This is a genomic window from Vibrio fortis (genome assembly GCF_000695685.1).
GTDB lineage: Bacteria > Pseudomonadota > Gammaproteobacteria > Enterobacterales > Vibrionaceae > Vibrio > Vibrio fortis_A.
On the sequence record NZ_JFFR01000025.1, the window covers coordinates 401,834 to 418,359 of the forward strand.

Annotated in this window: 16 protein-coding genes and 1 pseudogene; 9 read left to right on the top strand and 8 right to left on the bottom strand. The window is 44.6% G+C overall.

Annotation, left to right across the window (positions count from 1 at the left end):
* Positions 1-95: 95 nt before the first annotated feature.
* The gene (locus VFDL14_RS24070; RefSeq protein WP_084181885.1) at positions 96-359 is read left to right on the top strand and encodes a DUF1289 domain-containing protein; all 264 of its coding nucleotides are present in this window, start codon (positions 96-98) and stop codon (positions 357-359) included.
* 95 nt (positions 360-454) lie between these two features.
* On the top strand, positions 455-622 hold the full coding sequence (locus VFDL14_RS24730) for a hypothetical protein (protein ID WP_167332348.1): 168 nt from the start codon (positions 455-457) through the stop codon (positions 620-622).
* 106 nt (positions 623-728) lie between these two features.
* Here the strand turns inward: VFDL14_RS24730 and VFDL14_RS07315 are convergent, their stop codons facing one another.
* Both VFDL14_RS07315 and VFDL14_RS07310 read right to left on the bottom strand, forming a co-directional pair.
* Positions 729-950, bottom strand: coding sequence for a hypothetical protein (locus VFDL14_RS07315; RefSeq protein ID WP_032552151.1), 222 nt, complete (start codon positions 948-950; stop codon positions 729-731).
* A gap of 306 nt (positions 951-1,256) precedes the next feature.
* A complete protein-coding gene (locus VFDL14_RS07310) occupies positions 1,257-2,489 on the bottom strand; it encodes a DEAD/DEAH box helicase (RefSeq protein ID WP_032552152.1) in 1,233 nt (410 codons plus the stop codon).
* 275 nt (positions 2,490-2,764) lie between these two features.
* Here VFDL14_RS07310 and VFDL14_RS07305 point away from each other — a divergent pair, with 275 nt between their 5' ends.
* Entirely contained in the window at positions 2,765-3,121 is a 357-nt protein-coding gene (locus VFDL14_RS07305; RefSeq protein ID WP_032552154.1) for a hypothetical protein, read from the top strand.
* A 118-nt stretch (positions 3,122-3,239) separates the two neighbouring features.
* Here the strand turns inward: VFDL14_RS07305 and VFDL14_RS07300 are convergent, their stop codons facing one another.
* Both VFDL14_RS07300 and VFDL14_RS07295 read right to left on the bottom strand, forming a co-directional pair.
* Complete coding sequence (locus VFDL14_RS07300) at positions 3,240-4,364, bottom strand: M14 family metallopeptidase (RefSeq protein ID WP_032552155.1); 1,125 nt, start codon at positions 4,362-4,364, stop codon at positions 3,240-3,242.
* A 73-nt stretch (positions 4,365-4,437) separates the two neighbouring features.
* Complete coding sequence (locus VFDL14_RS07295) at positions 4,438-4,713, bottom strand: nitrogenase-stabilizing/protective protein NifW (RefSeq protein ID WP_032552156.1); 276 nt, start codon at positions 4,711-4,713, stop codon at positions 4,438-4,440.
* 281 nt (positions 4,714-4,994) lie between these two features.
* Here VFDL14_RS07295 and VFDL14_RS24075 point away from each other — a divergent pair.
* The 3 genes and pseudogenes from VFDL14_RS24075 to VFDL14_RS07280 all read left to right on the top strand — a co-directional run.
* Positions 4,995-5,345, top strand: a pseudogene (locus VFDL14_RS24075) (molybdopterin dinucleotide binding domain-containing protein); the annotation flags it as partial.
* Positions 5,346-5,627: 282 nt separating this feature from the next.
* On the top strand, positions 5,628-7,853 hold the full coding sequence (locus tag VFDL14_RS07285; protein ID WP_032552160.1) for a TonB-dependent siderophore receptor: 2,226 nt from the start codon (positions 5,628-5,630) through the stop codon (positions 7,851-7,853).
* Positions 7,854-7,978: 125 nt separating this feature from the next.
* Positions 7,979-8,191: a TIGR02450 family Trp-rich protein gene (locus VFDL14_RS07280; protein WP_032552161.1), complete on the top strand. Its 213-nt coding sequence runs from the start codon at positions 7,979-7,981 to the stop codon at positions 8,189-8,191.
* Positions 8,192-8,226: 35 nt separating this feature from the next.
* On the opposite strand, the gene VFDL14_RS0123300 is transcribed toward VFDL14_RS07280, so the two are convergent.
* Positions 8,227-8,958 (bottom strand): HAD-IIB family hydrolase, encoded by a 732-nt coding sequence (locus tag VFDL14_RS0123300; RefSeq protein WP_032552162.1) that lies wholly within the window; start codon positions 8,956-8,958, stop codon positions 8,227-8,229.
* 290 nt (positions 8,959-9,248) lie between these two features.
* Positions 9,249-9,620 (bottom strand): YybH family protein, encoded by a 372-nt coding sequence (locus tag VFDL14_RS07275; protein WP_032552163.1) that lies wholly within the window; start codon positions 9,618-9,620, stop codon positions 9,249-9,251.
* Between the two features lie 110 nt (positions 9,621-9,730).
* Here VFDL14_RS07275 and VFDL14_RS07270 point away from each other — a divergent pair, with 110 nt between their 5' ends.
* Complete coding sequence (locus VFDL14_RS07270) at positions 9,731-10,600, top strand: LysR family transcriptional regulator (protein ID WP_032552164.1); 870 nt, start codon at positions 9,731-9,733, stop codon at positions 10,598-10,600.
* 138 nt (positions 10,601-10,738) lie between these two features.
* Here the strand turns inward: VFDL14_RS07270 and VFDL14_RS07265 are convergent, their stop codons facing one another.
* On the bottom strand, positions 10,739-11,488 hold the full coding sequence (locus VFDL14_RS07265; protein ID WP_032552165.1) for a hypothetical protein: 750 nt from the start codon (positions 11,486-11,488) through the stop codon (positions 10,739-10,741).
* A gap of 180 nt (positions 11,489-11,668) precedes the next feature.
* Complete coding sequence (locus VFDL14_RS07260; protein ID WP_032552166.1) at positions 11,669-12,553, bottom strand: LysR family transcriptional regulator; 885 nt, start codon at positions 12,551-12,553, stop codon at positions 11,669-11,671.
* Between the two features lie 257 nt (positions 12,554-12,810).
* On the opposite strand from VFDL14_RS07260, the gene VFDL14_RS07255 reads away from it, so the two are divergent.
* Positions 12,811-13,047, top strand: coding sequence for a hypothetical protein (locus tag VFDL14_RS07255; protein ID WP_032552167.1), 237 nt, complete (start codon positions 12,811-12,813; stop codon positions 13,045-13,047).
* A 228-nt stretch (positions 13,048-13,275) separates the two neighbouring features.
* Positions 13,276-16,512, top strand: coding sequence for a mechanosensitive ion channel domain-containing protein (locus VFDL14_RS07250; protein WP_032552168.1), 3,237 nt, complete (start codon positions 13,276-13,278; stop codon positions 16,510-16,512).
* Positions 16,513-16,526: the final 14 nt, after the last annotated feature.

Below are 16,526 nucleotides of genomic sequence, written 5' to 3' on the forward strand. Positions count from 1 at the left end.
ATGTGTCAGTATACGGTCATAGTTTAGTATGTTTTCGTTGGGTTCGATGATTTAATAGTCATAGTATCAGGCACATAGAGTACTCAGGAGGAGTCGTGGAGCAGTTAGAGTTTTTTCAAGTTCCAAGCCCCTGTGTGGGAGTATGTTCAACGGATGAAAAAGGCTATTGCAATGGCTGTATGCGAAAGCGGGAAGAGCGGTTTAATTGGATGTCTATGACACCAGCTCAGCAGTTACACGTGATCAAATTATGTCGACAGAGATATAGAAGAAAACGCCTTGCCCAGTTGAACAACGGATCTAAACCGGAACAATCATCAGAAGAGTCTGTGAGCCCGCAACAAGATCTTTTTGGATAATTGCGACTCACACAGTCTGTTTTTAACAAACTCTTTACATCGGCCGGCAGGTGTAATATTAAAGAGACTACGATGCCAGAAGGGATGATGTTGGTATGAGTAAGAAAGAGAGCAAAATTAAGAGCAAGCCAATAAAATCGCTCGACAAAGAACGCCTAGAAGATAAAGACGACCCAGAAAGAGTCGCGCGTGATTGGCACAGTATGACCGAAGAAGAGCAAATGGAAGTGTTATCTCACCTATCGGATATGCCCTTCCAGTAGTCCTTAAATGATAGCCAAAGGCAAAGATTATGATTAAGTACTAAAAAGCCACCCAGCGGTGGCTTTTATGCATTTAGGCTCTAGATTATCGCTTTTCGGGTTAAATCTACTTAGATCCCCAGTGATCGCTTACCCATCCACCAATATGCTCATCAAAGTGATTACCACTGAATCGGTGATTACGTTCAACAGAACTATCACTCTCATCTTTATTGTCTAATAGCGTTTGAATGTAGTTAGCCATCGGGTCATTAGAACGTTGACGATCGCGTCGGGTTGCTACTTCTTTAATCAGTTGTAATCGGTATGCAGAGCTAGCACGTTTCATTTCAATGACCTCCTGGTTATAGACACTAATAGAAAAATCTAGTTGGTGGTTTTGTGACCGTCAACGCGATTTTTAAGTATTTTTTTTGACCAACGAGGAATCAATCAGTTGAGTGCATTATTCATAAAAATGTAATTTAAAACAGCTCTTCGTTAAGCGTCAAAATAAGATGTTTTATATGAGTGGAGGTGACTATTTCTAGAGATTCAGATGTAAAAAAGCCCAGTTCGAAACCAGGCTTTGGGTGAACGTTCTATTTTAGTTAAAAGTGCGATTTACCGAATCTGGTAGTAACGACTGATTTGTTTAACGTGAGCTCTTACTTTTAAATTGCTTAATGCTCTTTTTCTTGGCAGTGCGACGGTTGGCTTGTTTGTCTTTCGGTGGGCGTTTACGTTGTGTCCCTTCAGCTGCAGGCTTGTCTGTTACTGGGAAGCCTTCTAATGATTGAACTGGTAAGGTTCGCTCAGTCAACTGACGAATTGCATTCAAAGCATCCATTTCGCTGTGGCTTACTAACGAAATAGCATGGCCATTGGCTCCAGCACGAGCGGTACGGCCAACACGATGGACATAACTTGCTGAATGCATCGGTAGCTCAAAGTTGATGACTAGAGGCAGAGAGTCAATATGAATGCCGCGCGCCATTACATCGGTCGCAACAAGCGTTTCAATTTTCCCGTGTTTGAAATCGTCAAGGATCTGGCTACGCTCTTCTTGAGTCCTGTTGCCGTGTAACGCTTCAACGTTGAGTTTGGCTTTTTTGAGCTTCTTCGTTAGAGCATCGGCGTTGTCCTTGGCTCCAATGAAAACCAAAGCCTGGGTGTTTGTGTGCTGTTGCAATAGGCTGATAAGCGCTTGTGGCTTACTGCCTTTGTTGACTAAGTACAGTGTCTCTTGGATGTTCTCAGCGACACTGTTTTTTTGGTGCACGCTCACTTTCAATGGCTTGAACAGCAGGGCATCAGCTTGTTGCTCAAGTTCTGTCGGTAGTGTTGCCGAGAAAAGTAGAGTCTGATGTTTTGCTGGCAAAGATTTCTTGATCGTTTGAACGTCAGGCCAAAATCCCATGTCTAATAGGCGGTCCGCTTCATCCAACACAAATGTTTGGCACTGTGACAGTGATAGTGAACCCTGTTCAATCAGAGACACTAAACGACCAGGCGTTGCCACGATCATTTGTGGTCTGCTATTTAGAGTATCCTTCACACTCTCTTCACTCATGCCTCCAATGAAAGTTGAGATACGAATGGAGACTGCTCGCGCAAATGGCTCTAATGAAGAAGTAACTTGGTTGGCGAGTTCACGTGTTGGTACCACAACGAGGCTTTGAACTGCTTCGACGTTACTGTCTAGGTTTTGTAACCCACCCAAGCCAAATGCAAGTGTTTTGCCGCTGCCAGTCTGAGCCAACGCCAGTAAATCTCTTTTCTGCATGATCGCTGGGATCGTTTTAGTTTGGATTTCTGTTGGCTGTTGAAGCGTTTTAGGCAGAGCATCAATAAGCTCAGAGCACAGGTTTAGTGATTTGAACGTCATAGTGGGAACCAGTTGAAAGTGGATGGGGAGTTTAACAGCGGACATTGTCTGAGTGAACCATTTTAGTTAATCGAAGCAGCTTGGGTTGCCCTCACGTGCAAATAGATGTTGATGAACCAAATGCGAACCCTGTCTCAACACTTGTCGATGTTTTAACTAAAGGTCTGACAAGCACTGCCGATAATTAATTCTAATGATGATTTGTGCTATGTTCATTTGTTAAGTGGATATTGATTTGAGTGCTTGATTGGCACCACGTGTAGGGAGACAGATAAATGAGTGACGGGTCGTTTACCCAAAAGCGCCAGTACTATCGCTTGAAGTACCCAAAAGGGGCGAGGCCGATAATGCGTATCAAAGATGAGCTCTTTCAAGTGAGTGAGGTATCTGAGAAAGGCGTGCGCGTTATGACACGAAATGTCAGTCACTTTTATCGTGGGCTCTCTATGGCGGGCACACTCGATCTACATGATGAAAAGCGCGTTGATGTATCGGGTGCGGTTTTACGCTTTGATGGTAATGAAGTGATCATTCAGTTGTCTCGTGGCCCGAGCTTTAAAGACATGGTGTCGGAGCAGAGACACATCCGCCAACGCTATCCCGCATTTTTCGCAAGTTTAAGAGCGGCATAGTTGAGTAGATTAAATTAGCCGAGAACATTAAAAAGCCCGAGAGTAAATTAACTCTCGGGCTTTTTGTCTTTATAACTGCAATAACTTTATAGAGTTATCCGCAAATAGACTAAACGGATTACAGTTTTGGTACTGTTGCCCATACTGCAGCAAGCATATCGTGACCAAATGCCACACTGCGGTCTGGTGACCAGCCGTAAAGCTCATCTGCGTGGCTAATATGATCTTTGAAAGGCATTTCAACCGTGTAAGAAAGGCACTTAAATTGCTCACCAACCCAATTTGAGCCCACAGTTAGGTTTGCTTTACCCGGTTCATCTTTATCGTAACCAACTTCGTCTTGGAATTCTGGTGTGATGGTGAACAGTGCTTGTTTGAAGTGCTCCTCAAGACCTTTAAGACGCTCATTGTAAGATGGGATGCCTTCGCTACCCGCGACAAAATTGTAAGGGATGGCTTCGTCGCCGTGAATATCCAAGAACATATCAACGCCCGTTTCTAACATGCGTTCACGAACGAGGTAAACCTCTGGGCTGCGCTCCATTGATGGTGTTTGCCATTCGCGGTTTAGGTTTACGCCCAAGCCGTTAGTACGTAAGTGACCACGGATACTGCCGTCTGGATTCATGTTTGGCACTGCGCGAATCACAACCTTGTCGAGTAGGGCACGGCCAACCGTGTCTGTCTCATCAAGCAGGCGCTGCAAGAAGCCCTCAATGAACCATTCTGCCATCGTCTCACCTGGGTGTTGACGACCAATGATCCAGATATTCTTCTTCTCTGGGCTCGGTTCGCCAATAGTCAGTAGGCTAATGTCGTTGTTGTCATTAGTCACACCTAGCGTTTCAAGCTTGCAAGCAGGGTGCGTTTGAGCACTGTGCAGCAAGTCTTGGTGGCGGTCGTAAGAGTATGGTGCGAAGTAAGCAAAGAACATGGATTCATGCTCTGGGATGATGTCGAATTTAAGTGTATCACCATCAAACGTTGCTGGAATACGGAACCATTCTTCGCGATCGTAAGAAGCAACAACGTCGTAGTCTTTCCAACCCTCAGGGTAAGCAGACTTTGCTAAGCCTTGGATTTCAAAATGGTGAGAAACTTGCGCTTCACTCTCTAAACGGAAGTGAAACCACTGTGCAATGTCAGTGTGCTTATCCGCTGGGATAGTCAGTTGGATGTTTTGTGGAGTATCTGCGTTAACGACATTGATATTGCCGCTTTCGAAATTACTGAAAATTTTCATTGTAGTTATTATCTCGTGGTTGAGTTGCACTAAGATTAGCACACTTCATTTCAAGCAAACTACTCAGAAAGGCTCAGCGGCGCTGGCAAGATGTACAACCGCGACAAGCGGAGCGTGTATGTTTGTCTAGTTTACTGCGTTGAACCTTACAATACGCATTTTTGAGTGCTCTTCGTCCTGAAAACCAATCATCCGGCTTGGTCAAAATCAGATAGCCGTTAAAGCGTTTCACTAACTCTGTTCGGTTCTCTGCAATGAATCGACTGTCAAATCCGATCTCAAAATACTCCAGCGCTTGCTCAATACAGTCAAAACTAGCAATTTTCTGCAAAAGTTCAGGGTGGCTCATTGTCTTCTCATACTATTTTACTGACCGTGAACTCTAGCTCATTTAACGGCTTTTTAACTTGATATCACTACGTGAGTACGTCGCTTTTTTATGAGGTATGAATCTAATGTCATTTTGAAATTTTATAGGATATGAGGGCTTCTATTGATAAATGTGTTGGGTGCGAATTCATGATGGTGGAAATATTGAACTTAGCTCTAACTGTACGCCATCTTTATTATCAATAATGATAATTTATGACGCAAATCAATAAGGGTTACCCCTAAAGTATTGGTCTGATCGCAATTGCTAACCGTGAGCCAATCTCAATTAATACCGAAGATGCAAAAGCGCGAGGTATTAAAACGGGTGACTTAGTTCGTGCATTTAACGACCGTGGTCAAGTTCTTGTTGGCGCACTCGTAACTGATGGTATTAAGCAAGGTGCTGTGTGTATCCACGAAGGTGGTTGGCCAGATTTAGATAAAGAGACTGGTTTGTGTAAGAACGGTGGCGCAAACGTACTAACGCTTGATATTCCAACTTCGCGTCTAGCAAACGGCTGTGCAGCGAACTCTGCGATCGTGAAGATTGAGAAGTACACCGGTCCGGCTCTTGAGCTAACAGCGTTTGTTCCACCTAAAAATGGTTAGTTGAAATAACTCAATCTGTTGAATCTAAGCCAGCTTAATGCTGGCTTTTTTATTTTTTCATCAGCGGTACTTTTCAAATTTCTTCGCTTGTTTGTGTTGAACCAGGCGTAACTTTTAACAGCATAGTTAACTCATTATACGTGCTGCTGATCACTTGTTTCATATCATCTTGATTTATAAATTCACATTAACTTTTCTCCTGTTACAATTCGCGATGTAAATACTAATGGTAATAATTTGCATTTACTTATTGTTTGTATGGATTTAGTTAAGGAGAGAATGATGAAGTGGCAGTTTAAGCTCACCCCACTTTCAATTGCAGTGACTGCATTACTTGGTGGAGGAGCTGTTCATGCAGAAGAAGATGAAACGGTTGTCGTGATAGGTCAGCAGATCGATGACAATGCAGTAGGACCGGACTTCAGTTATGTTGGCGAGAAAAGTCAAACCGCAACCAAAACGCCACTTGCCCTGCATGAAACCCCTAGAGCAGTTTCTGTTGTAACACGTGAGCAGATGGATGATCGTGCCTCTATCAGTATCTCCGATGCGCTTCAGTATACACCGGGTATTCAGACCAACTATTACGGTGAAGATAATAAACAAGATTGGTTTGTCGTACGTGGCTTCCAACAAGCAGGGACAGGATTGTATCAAGATGGTACACGACTCTATTCAGCAGGCTTTTACAGTTGGCAAATTGACCCATTTGGTTTGGAGCGTGTAGAAGTACTCCGTGGCCCAGCGTCTGTGCTGTATGGGCAAAACCCACCGGGTGGTCTGATTAATGTTGTTAGCAAGCGCCCACAATTTGATGGTGGTTCAGGCCAAGTCGGCATTGACGTTGGTTCATTTGACCGTACCCAAGTGACCCTCGATGTGAATACCGAGGTGAGTGATGATGTGGCTTTCCGTTTAGTGGCGCTTGGTCGAAAGAATGGCACCAAGGTAGATGACGTTGAGGCTGAACGCTTTATGGTTGCGCCATCGTTGATGTGGAAGATGAGCGATAAAACCGACATCACGTTCTTAGCGAGTTACCAAGAAGATGACTCCGACCCCTATTTGCAGTTCTTACCGATGGAAGGCACGCTAACAGACAACCCAAATGGCAAAATCTCAGATAGTACTGCGGTAGGTAACCCAGACTGGGAAACCTTTGAGCGTCAGCAACTTTCGTTAGGGTATGAATTTAATCATGAGTTTAATTCAGCGCTGAGCTTTGGTCAGTCAGCGCGTTACAGTCGCATGGATATAAACTTAAAGCAGATTTACTCGCTAATGTATGCGGCTGATCACCCGACATTTGGTGCCGCTTTAGATCCTACAGGGTCGAGACAAACCGTACTTCGTCAAGCGTCTACAGAAGAGGGGCATTCAGATGCCTTTAACATCGACAATCGTTTAGTATTCAACTTTAGAACTGGGGTCATAGAGCACACCTTACTAACTGGTGTTGATTACCAAATGATTGACATTGACAGTAATGATTACGCTGCTGATCCGATTGTAGCCGATGGCAATGTACTTACTGGGCTAGGTGTTTACGATCCGACCTTCAATGTTTATAACCCAAGCTACACCAATAACATTATCTTGCTTGATCCAAGCTCTCCGACCCTATCTCCTGTGTCTGATGCTGATCTGCAAAACTCAGTTACTAAAAATCGCCAGCTAGGACTATATGTTCAGGACCAAATTCGATTCAATGATTTGATTGTCCAAGCAGGTCTTCGCTACGACGATACCTCTAATGAACAGTCCAACAAGACAACAGGTAGTAATCACAAAGCGGATTACGAGGAATGGACAACCAACTTAGGTGTTGCGTATATGACGTCGGCAGGGTTTACACCTTACTTTAGTTATGCACAATCTTTTGAGCCTATCATTAAAACCTCCGTTGCGAATCAGGCGGCGAAACCAGAACGTGGTGAAAGCTACGAAGCGGGTGTGAAATACCTACCTAAGAGTTTTGAAGGCCAGTTCAATGTCGCGGTGTATGAAGCGACGAAGAAAGATGTGGTGGACGTAATCACTGGTAGTAACCAGGTCAACCAGATTGGTGAAATTCGTAACCGAGGCGTGGAATTGGGTGCTGTGGCTAATGTAACTGAGTCACTTACTCTAATTGGTAACTTAGCGTTCTTAGATTCTGAGGTCACCAAGGACCAAGATCAGAATCAAGTGGGTAAAACGCCAGCACAAGTGGCAGACATGATTGGTTCTGCTTGGGCGAAATACCAATTCTTCGATGGTACGTTAGATGGGTTGAGTATCGGTGGTGGTGTTCGATACATTGGCGAAACTTATGGCGATAACCTCGAGCAAAATAAGGTTCCGTCTTATACCCTCTACGACGCAACGGTAAGCTACCGATTTGCGGATTACAAACTGCAAGTCGCGGCGAAAAACCTGTTTGATAAAGAGTACGTCGCTACCTGTAACTATTACTGTTACTACGGCGACCGTCGCAACGTTATCGCGAGCTTAACTTACGATTGGTAGTTTGGGCTTAAAATCTAGCAGGTAATAAAGCATGGTGATGATTGGTTACCATGCTTTTTTTGTTTTTAAGTGATCCGAATAACTCTTTGAAGCTTATAGATAAAACTAGAAGCAAGGAGAGTTGTATGAACAGAATCAACCCTAAGAAGCTACTGCACAGTAAGTGGACAGCCGTAACCCCCGTCAATCGTGAAAAGCACTTCATGATCACTGAGATGGAATTTGAAGAAGATGTGGTTGTAAGGTGCGTTCTTGAAGCGGTGATGACAAAGCGCTCTCATGATATCGACTGGCATGACCTCACCGACAATAGTATGTGGAAAATGGGCTGGAAATAGCCTTTTCGCTCCGTTTAATTCAGCACATCTGAGCGTTATCTAGGTTGGTTTTGCCAGTATTGAAGCCCTTCTAATACCCCCGCAGCATGAGTCGCTTTACTGGTATAAACATTGTCCCTTTGCGAGAGGTGAGCGACTTCTGGGTAGTGGTTGGCTACCAGAATTGAGTTAACGCCATCGATGGTCAGCATTGAGGTATCGTTAGCGGAATCACCGGCCACACACACTTCATCGATAGTTAAGTCGTGTTGTTTCAATAGGTGGTGAATAGCAGACGCTTTGTTGACGTTCTTCGGGGTGACGTCCAAGTACCAATCGTGAGAGTAGGTTAAGTCAACCTGTGCACCATGAGCTACAAGCGCACTGGCAATGAGCTGTCTTTGATGATCCGTTAATGATCCCTCAAATGTGATTTTATAGTCGCCTTGATGGTTAGGATCCAATTTCCCCATAAAGTCGAAGCCAGCTAACGCTCGTTCAACTTTACGTTTATCCCACGTTGCTTTTAGTCGTTGGTGCCAATGTGCATCGGGTTGCTGGATTGGTTGATGGTGGTGAATCTGGGTTCCGACGTCGCTAATAATACTGTGCGGTGTTGGGTAGTTATCTGAGGCTAAGCCAACTTTTATGGAGGGTAACGTACGCCCTGTGGCGATAACAAATCGAATGCTAGGCTGATCGCTCAAGTAGTCAAACAATTGGTTGACTCCGTCAGATGAACCACCGTCCAAGGTGCCATCAAAATCACACACTAGCATCTTAATCATTGTTTTTACTCCATTAAAAATTGCTTTCCTATTAGTTAAGGTTGGCTTACTAAGTTACGAATAACAAGGTCAGATTACGTCACTTTAGAGTAAAAAGATCAGTTTGCCGCGAGTGTCACACTCGGCGAGAGATTAGCTTGCAAGAGTTGTAATAGTAAATGGAACAATTGGGGGGAGCACATCTCACCTAGAAAACATAATGTGAAAAAGGCCGACCACTATATAAGTGATCGGCCTCTTAAACGATTTTGGTCGTTATACCTATTCTCGGCAGTTCTGCCTATTTAAGGTTAGCGCTCGCCTTGTACTTCAAAGTCATCGCTGATCAAGCGTGCGTTACCATCTGCTTCTAAAACCCAATGTTCGCGGTGTACTACGCCAAACGCTTTGTTCATTGTCCAGCTCGAAGTTAGAATGTAGCCGCCATCTTGGTGTTCTTCCCATTTTACGTCGGTGTAATCGACATCTTTAAAACCTTGGTCAATGATGCCCTGCCAGAAAGCCTGAATTGCTTCGCGACCTTCGAATGTGCCAAATGGGCGAGCGTGCATCACGCAATCTTTATTATATTGAGCGGCACAACCTTGCGCGTCTTGGTTGTTGAATGCTGTTTGCCAAGCTGCGATACCTTTCTTACACGCTTCTAATACTTGATTGCTCATTTTTCTCTCCGATGTGTCGTGTTGGTTAACTAAGACAAAGTTTAGAACTACTCTTTAATTTGAAAAACAGAGATAATAGAAATGACTGTTTATAAAAAGAGAACAATAAAGTGAATAAGCTAAGACAGATGTCGATCTTTGCTCATATTGTTGAACAAGGGTCGGTTTCCGCAGCTGCCGAGAAGCTCGGCCTTTCAAAATCTGTAGTGAGCCAACACCTAAAAAAGCTTGAGCAAGAGCTCGGTTCTTCACTACTAAAGCGAACAACGCGCAGGCAAACCCTTACTCCAATGGGAGAACGGTTTTATTTAAGCTGTAAAGATCTTAATAGCTTAGCGGATTCAGCTTGGGAAATGGTGCAAGCAGAGCAAGAGGAACCACAAGGGCGCATTCGCATTACCGCACCTAACGCCTTGATGGACGTGCTGGTAGCTCCAGTGATTGCGGATCTAATGAAATGTTATCCTAAACTGCAGCCAGAGCTAATCAGTGATGACAAACGACTCGACTTCATGAGCAATGATATCGACCTAGCCATTCGTGTCGGCAACTCGCCAGACAGTACTTTAAAGCAAAAACGACTCGGAGGATTTCGAGATCAATTGTGTGGTGTGGTTTCTCTGCAGAATCAGCCCATTGATGAACTACCTTATATCGCTAATGTCTGGCAAGGGAGGCATATCGAGCATACCTTTACTTCAGATTCCGAAGCGGCAGTGGGTTTCAGTAAACAAGCAAGCTGCATTACGAACTCTATTCACAGCTGCGTTGCCCTAATAAAAGCGGGGGCGGGAATCGGTGTATTGCCTGATTTCTATTTAAAACAGATGGAGCCCGACCTGGTTAATCTTATGCCGAATCATCAGTTACCCATGAACACGGTTTATGCACTAAACCCATATACTCACCATACTCCACCGTCTGTTTCTCTATGTATTCGTTCACTCGAGCAGCGTTTGTCACAAGAGTTGTTTAACTGAGGTATTTACCTACAAGACAACACCAGTAATGACAGCGATTATGCCAAAGTGACTTTCTATCAGCTTAATAATAGCCACAACTAATCCTCGTACAAGTACGTAAATAGAGGTGATGACACGGCGTCATCACCTCATATTTTAGTATTGGCCTGATGGAAAAGTTGGGTTGTACACTGGGTAGAGTACATTTAACTCGTCTTTAGTCAGATATACCCTTTGTGTATGCGTAACGGTTCCGTCTGTTCGATACACCGCCATTGTGTGTGAAGATACACCAGTTTCGAACATTGCAGTATCGAAGTCGGAACAGAACACATGGTCACATTGACGAGGCGAGTGTGTTGTCCAATTGTCAAAGCCTGTTTTCCAGCCTAGGAGGGTTGAATCTTTCTTTGCGACTTGGTCGTCTTCAACATAGCTAAACTGGGAAGATAAGCTTTCAATGTCGACATTGGAATGCTGCAACGTTTCGCTATAGAACACATAACTTGGCCAAAAGTCAGGGCGGTTCTCTGACAGAGTGAAAGTGATACGAGCTTTACCCTCGGTCAACTGCGTTTCACGCTCAATCGTAAAGGTCATTCTTTCTTGGACAGCACCTAGGTTACAAGTCCAGAGTTGGCATGCATCATACATCTCTTCATAAGTTGTGCCCCAGCGCTGAGCAGCCTCGATGATCAACGGATCTTTAGAAGGGTTCAGGTCGTGATCGCCATCTGGGTCAGTTTGGTCGCCACCTTGATTACCACCGTCATCACCTCCACCAGGAAGAGCTGGTATGCCTGGGTTACCTGGTGTGGTATCACGATCAGGCGATGAGTTGTCTGAACTGTTACATCCAGCTAATAAAGCAACAACAATAGCGGTTAATAAAGCATTCTTTTTCATGTGACTGCACTCTCTGAATTATTTGGCGTCCCTAATCGTGCGAATGAGTATGTGAAATCAAACTCATTGCTGACGTCCTTTTGATGCGGTCATACTATTGATAAGCGTTATTCGTTTCTAAGTAGCTATACATATATCAGTCATTAGCAATGCTTATCGGTGGTGGCTTTACCTGCACTTTTATCTCCGATTGTCGGCAATAGTCTCTTTTAGCACTCTGAATAACCATTGGTTCAATGGGTCTTGTTGTTGCGAACGACGACAACTCATCACGTAGCTGATTTCGATATTCAGCGCTTGAGGCAAGTGAATACTCCGGCAACCTTCCGGAACGCTGCCGTTGGTTGTGACTCCGAAGTGGTCTGTCTGTAGAACGATATCGTGGACATTTTGTGGGTGTGTTACTTCTGCCTTGGGTGTGAACTGAAATCCGATATTATTCAGGCGTTCGATGAGCGGGTACTTATTATCGTTCCAACCTGCGGTCTTGTGCAGAACAACAGGGTAGTCCGTTAAGCTGTGAACATCAGTGGCTGGGTGGTCGTTACGAACAAAAAAGACCACAGAACCACGACCAAACTCAGTTTGAGCAATAGACTGAGGAAGTGTTTCATCAAAGTAGTGTGCTGCGACGGCATCTTCACCATCAATGATGCGATTTCTCGCATTGGTATCCCAGTGAAGAAATGAAGCCTTAGCGTTGGGCGCCTCTTTCAATAGCTTTAAGTACAACTTATCACCCAGCTGCTGCCAGAAATGGTTGTTGGCGTAAATCTTAATTGAGCCTTGATAGGTTTCAGGGGCAAACCCTTCAGGCTTGATTAAACCTATGCTGCTAATGATACTCTCAAAGTGCTGAATATTCGCTTCTACGAATGAGGTCGGTTCAAATCCTTGCTTGGTCTGAATAAACAATGGGTCGTCTAGCTGGGTCTTGAGCTTTGAAAGGTTTTTACTGATGGCGCTTGATGTTTTCCCCAAAGCGTCGGCAACCAAACCGACATGGCGAAGCTCGTACATTTTCTTTAAGACTAAGATATTTTGAATATCGAGGTTGGTGTTCATGTCCTTCTCCGAATACGCATCCATGCGCTCATCTTAATCATAAGTATTAGTCGGAAAGACAAGAGAAGGTCAAAATCTAATTTGGTTACATCGTTGCACAGGGGGCAGGGAGTTTCTATTTTGGAAATCTTGGTTTTCCTCGTGACAGCAAAGGCTTAGCGCTAAAGTATTCTTATCGAAACGTAAGGTATCGAAACAATTGAAGCGATTGTTGATGCCGATAGAACGAACCATAGTTAAGAATAATGAGGTGATGTATGAAAAAGCTAATCGCACTAGGTCTAATGGCAATCTCAATGAACACAGCTTTTGCTGCTGACGGCAATTACACGGGCACCATCGATATGACAGCGACCTCAAATAACCAAGTTCAGTCTGAACGCATTGCTCCTGAGCCCAAGTTGCAAGGTCGTAATGAAGCATCTGATGGCGGAGTACGCTTTGTATCGCACGCTGAACAACATGAGCCCGTGCTAAATGGTCGTCGTGACTAGTAGACAGGGGAGTTATTTGGTTAACTGAAAACGCCAATCTGTTTGTTAATTCATAGTCTTATCCAGCAGCCTGCACTGAAAATGTGCGGGCTGTTTTATTTTTAGCTAATTAATTGAATTACAAAGCAGAATAGGCAAATTGTTCCTACACTTAGGTAAGTTTCGTTTGCCTAATATAGGGAGAAAGATGTGTTCAATTGGAGGCTAAGTCGACCATTAAACCTCTTGATGTTGTGGATACTGACTTTGTTTATCACGATGACATCTGTGAATGTTCTGGCGCAAGCACTGCCGGAGCTGGATTACATCGAAAGTGAAATTACTAAGCTGAGTGCTGAAAACCCCAAAAATGAAGTGCTCATCGGTCAGTATGAGACTCTGAAAGCGCGGGTGGCGAGCCTTGATGAAAAACGCAACAAGCGTGATGAATATTTAAAAGCTATCACCCAGTTTCCGGTGCAGCGCGAACGCTTGATGAAAAGTATTGATAGCGTTGAGTCGCTGGATATCTTCAAAACCGACCAACTGGTTAAGTTTAGTGATCTTTCTCAATCCATTGCATCGCTGCAGGCTGCGCTTGTGGAGTGGCGAACCTCTTTTCAAACTAAATCTGAACAAGCGAAACAGCTAGGCACAGCTCGAACGGAGTTGCCGCGCAGTTTGGCTCAGCTTGATAGGCAAATTGAAAAAGCCAACTTGGCGAAGAGCGACAAAGGAGAGGTTATTGATCAGTGGCTGGAGTTAAGTAATTTAACGAGCTTGAAGTTGGATCGTGAAGTCCTTGCCGCTGAGCTGCAAAGCTTAGATGAGCGAACCGAAATCGTTCGTCTGGAGCGCCAGCTACTGGATCGCAAGATCAAGCTTGCAACGCCTTTGGTTATCGATCTTCAAGAGCGACTTACCCAAGTAGAGCAGGCTTCTGTGCGCGAGCTTATTGATCAAACCAATAAGCTAAGAGATCAAAGAGACAGCCTAACATTGCCTGAGCAACAAAGATTGGATCGACTAACGACGTTCGCCGAAGAGTTAGAACAAGTTCTAGTTGAAATAGACCAAGCGAGAATCACAGTGCACGAGGTCGATTCAGAGCGAAGAAGCCTAACTAGCGAACTTCGTTTAATTAAAGATAACCTGAATTGGCTGCGCGATAGCACCGCTTTTGGTGACTCTATTCGTGCGCAACTGCAACGCTTACCCACCGTGGTCGATAGCAGTGAGATCCCGAATAGCATTGCTAATGCCCACATCAGAAAGTACGAAATAGGGCAAACCTTAGACGACTTTGCTGTGAGCAAGTCGGTTTCTGAGATTCAGCAAAGCACTGAGCCTGTAGATGAGGCGAGCCAGTTGACTCAACTGGTCTTAAAACAGCTCACCGATAGTTACGACAAACTGATCGTCGCACTCAGTAAGCTTCAGACTTCCAAAAGCCAGTATGTGTTAGAAGTGAATGGCGCTCGCACCTTTTTACAACAACAGCAACTTTGGAGCCGCAGTAATGTTCCATTATGGCAACACCTGACTAGCTTTGAGCATGAGGTGTGGTTCGGTGATCAACGTCCGTTCATCGAAAGGTTTCAGCAGCTAACCAAAGAGCAGCTTATCACTGTTGGCTCGTTAGTCGCGTTTTACACCGCAACATTGTTTGTTCTTTATATCCGTTTCTCCAAGCGAGCAATTAGCCGCCGATTGGAATATCAGAAAATATTCGGACATCCGCTTAAGGATAAATTCCGATTTACTCTGATTTTGTCACTTATGGCCTCTCTTCGGGCGATAGCTTTACCGCTTTGGTTTGGAATGACGGCGTATATCGTCCATTGGTTATGGCCGATCTCCAGTTCAGAAGAGATTAAAACCATCACTTTTGCGGCGATGACGGGGTTGTTTGTGGTTGAGGTGATATTTTCATTGAGCTCTCCTAAAGGCGTGCTCGACCTACACCTCAGTTGGCCAAGTTACATTTGTGAATATTTGCACGCGGGCGCTAAGCGTGTCCGCTGGCCATTGATTCTGTTACTCGTCGCGATTTACGCCGCTGAACTAGCAGCTGGTTCAAAAGAAGCAGAAATTTCCCGCGTCTTGTTTTTAGCACTTATTGGTTCAATGTTAGCGGTATACAGCTCTCTGCTTAAAAAGCAGCACCTGCCTTCCACGTTCCCTTCGCCCTTCAACCAAGGTGTATCGCTGTTTGTGATTCGCGCCGTGGTATTGGGCTCGTTCGTTGGGATTCTCGCGATGGCGATTGTAGGCTTATATGTCGCGTCTTGGGTGCTGCTGATCTATCAGCAATTGACGATTTTCGTGATTCTAGGTGGTTTGTTTATTTATCAGCTTGCCGAGCGCTTCCTCAAGCTTGAACATCGACAGTTAACTTATCAGCGACTACTAGAACGCCGAGAAGAGTTGATTGCACAACAACAAGAGCAAGCCGATGAGCCGCCGGAATTGGCAGAGCTCAGAGAATCAATGCCTGATGTTGAAGAACGTGCTTTGGACAGCGAGCAAGTCAGTGAACAGTCGATTACTTTACTTCGAGGGTTATCTTTAATTGGGCTCGTGATTGCACTGTTAACCTTGTGGTCGAGTGCTCTAGAGATGACGAGCCAACTCAACAATGTTGTCGTCTGGCAGGTGAGCGAAACCACTGAAGCTGGTGCTAGGCTGGTGGACATTACCATTCAGTCTTTAATTTATGCGGTGATCACGCTACTAGTGACTATGGTCGGCGTTCGCAACTTACCCGGTGTGTTAGAGCTGCTTATCTTAAGGCGTCTCGACCTTGCTCCGGGTTCGGGTTATGCCATTACCACACTGCTTAGGTATCTGATTTTGGTGGGCGGTGTGCTGACGGTGTTTGCGATGCTGGGTTTCCAATGGTCTCGTCTACAGTGGTTAGTCGCGGCCTTTGGTGTCGGATTAGGTTTTGGTCTACAAGAAATTTTCGCCAACTTTATCTCTGGTTTGATCCTCCTGTTTGAGCGCCCAATCCGGATTGGTGATATCGTAACGATCAATGAACTATCAGGAACGGTTAGTAAGATACAGACCCGTGCAACGACGATCATCGATTGGGATAACAAAGAGATAGTGGTACCCAATAAGGTGTTTATCACCGAGAAATTGATCAATTGGTCTTTGACTGATCCCGTTACACGAGTCGTGATCCCAATTGGTGTCGCGTATGGGACCGATGTTGAAAAGGTTGAATCACTGCTTTACCAAATCGCGCGTGAAAATCCACTGGTTCTTGAAGAGCCATCTCCATACGTGGTGTTCCTTGCTTTTGGTGCCAGCAGCTTAGACTTTGAATTGCGTGTACACATTACAGCGATTGAACACCGTTTGAGTACAATTCACCTGATTAACAAGAACATTGATAAGCTATTTAGGGAAAACAACATCGAGATTGCGTTCCCACAAATGGATATTCATGTTCGTGACTGGCCAAATAAGCCAAGTTAATCTGACTGTGTTTT

Bases quoted from the DNA above. Each gene is read 5' to 3' on its own strand.
- VFDL14_RS0123300 (WP_032552162.1), bottom strand. From the start codon at position 8,958: ATGATTAAGATGCTAGTGTGTGATTTTGATGGCACCTTGGACGGTGGT.
- VFDL14_RS07285 (WP_032552160.1), top strand. From the start codon at position 5,628: ATGAAGTGGCAGTTTAAGCTCACCCCACTTTCAATTGCAGTGACTGCA.
- VFDL14_RS07310 (WP_032552152.1), bottom strand. From the start codon at position 2,489: ATGACGTTCAAATCACTAAACCTGTGCTCTGAGCTTATTGATGCTCTG.
- VFDL14_RS07280 (WP_032552161.1), top strand. From the start codon at position 7,979: ATGAACAGAATCAACCCTAAGAAGCTACTGCACAGTAAGTGGACAGCC.
- VFDL14_RS07300 (WP_032552155.1), bottom strand. From the start codon at position 4,364: ATGAAAATTTTCAGTAATTTCGAAAGCGGCAATATCAATGTCGTTAAC.
- VFDL14_RS07275 (WP_032552163.1), bottom strand. From the start codon at position 9,620: ATGAGCAATCAAGTATTAGAAGCGTGTAAGAAAGGTATCGCAGCTTGG.
- VFDL14_RS24730 (WP_167332348.1), top strand. From the start codon at position 455: ATGAGTAAGAAAGAGAGCAAAATTAAGAGCAAGCCAATAAAATCGCTC.
- VFDL14_RS07315 (WP_032552151.1), bottom strand. From the start codon at position 950: ATGAAACGTGCTAGCTCTGCATACCGATTACAACTGATTAAAGAAGTA.
- VFDL14_RS07265 (WP_032552165.1), bottom strand. From the start codon at position 11,488: ATGAAAAAGAATGCTTTATTAACCGCTATTGTTGTTGCTTTATTAGCT.
- VFDL14_RS07305 (WP_032552154.1), top strand. From the start codon at position 2,765: ATGAGTGACGGGTCGTTTACCCAAAAGCGCCAGTACTATCGCTTGAAG.
- VFDL14_RS07295 (WP_032552156.1), bottom strand. From the start codon at position 4,713: ATGAGCCACCCTGAACTTTTGCAGAAAATTGCTAGTTTTGACTGTATT.
- VFDL14_RS07255 (WP_032552167.1), top strand. From the start codon at position 12,811: ATGAAAAAGCTAATCGCACTAGGTCTAATGGCAATCTCAATGAACACA.
- VFDL14_RS07250 (WP_032552168.1), top strand. From the start codon at position 13,276: ATGTTGTGGATACTGACTTTGTTTATCACGATGACATCTGTGAATGTT.
- VFDL14_RS07260 (WP_032552166.1), bottom strand. From the start codon at position 12,553: ATGAACACCAACCTCGATATTCAAAATATCTTAGTCTTAAAGAAAATG.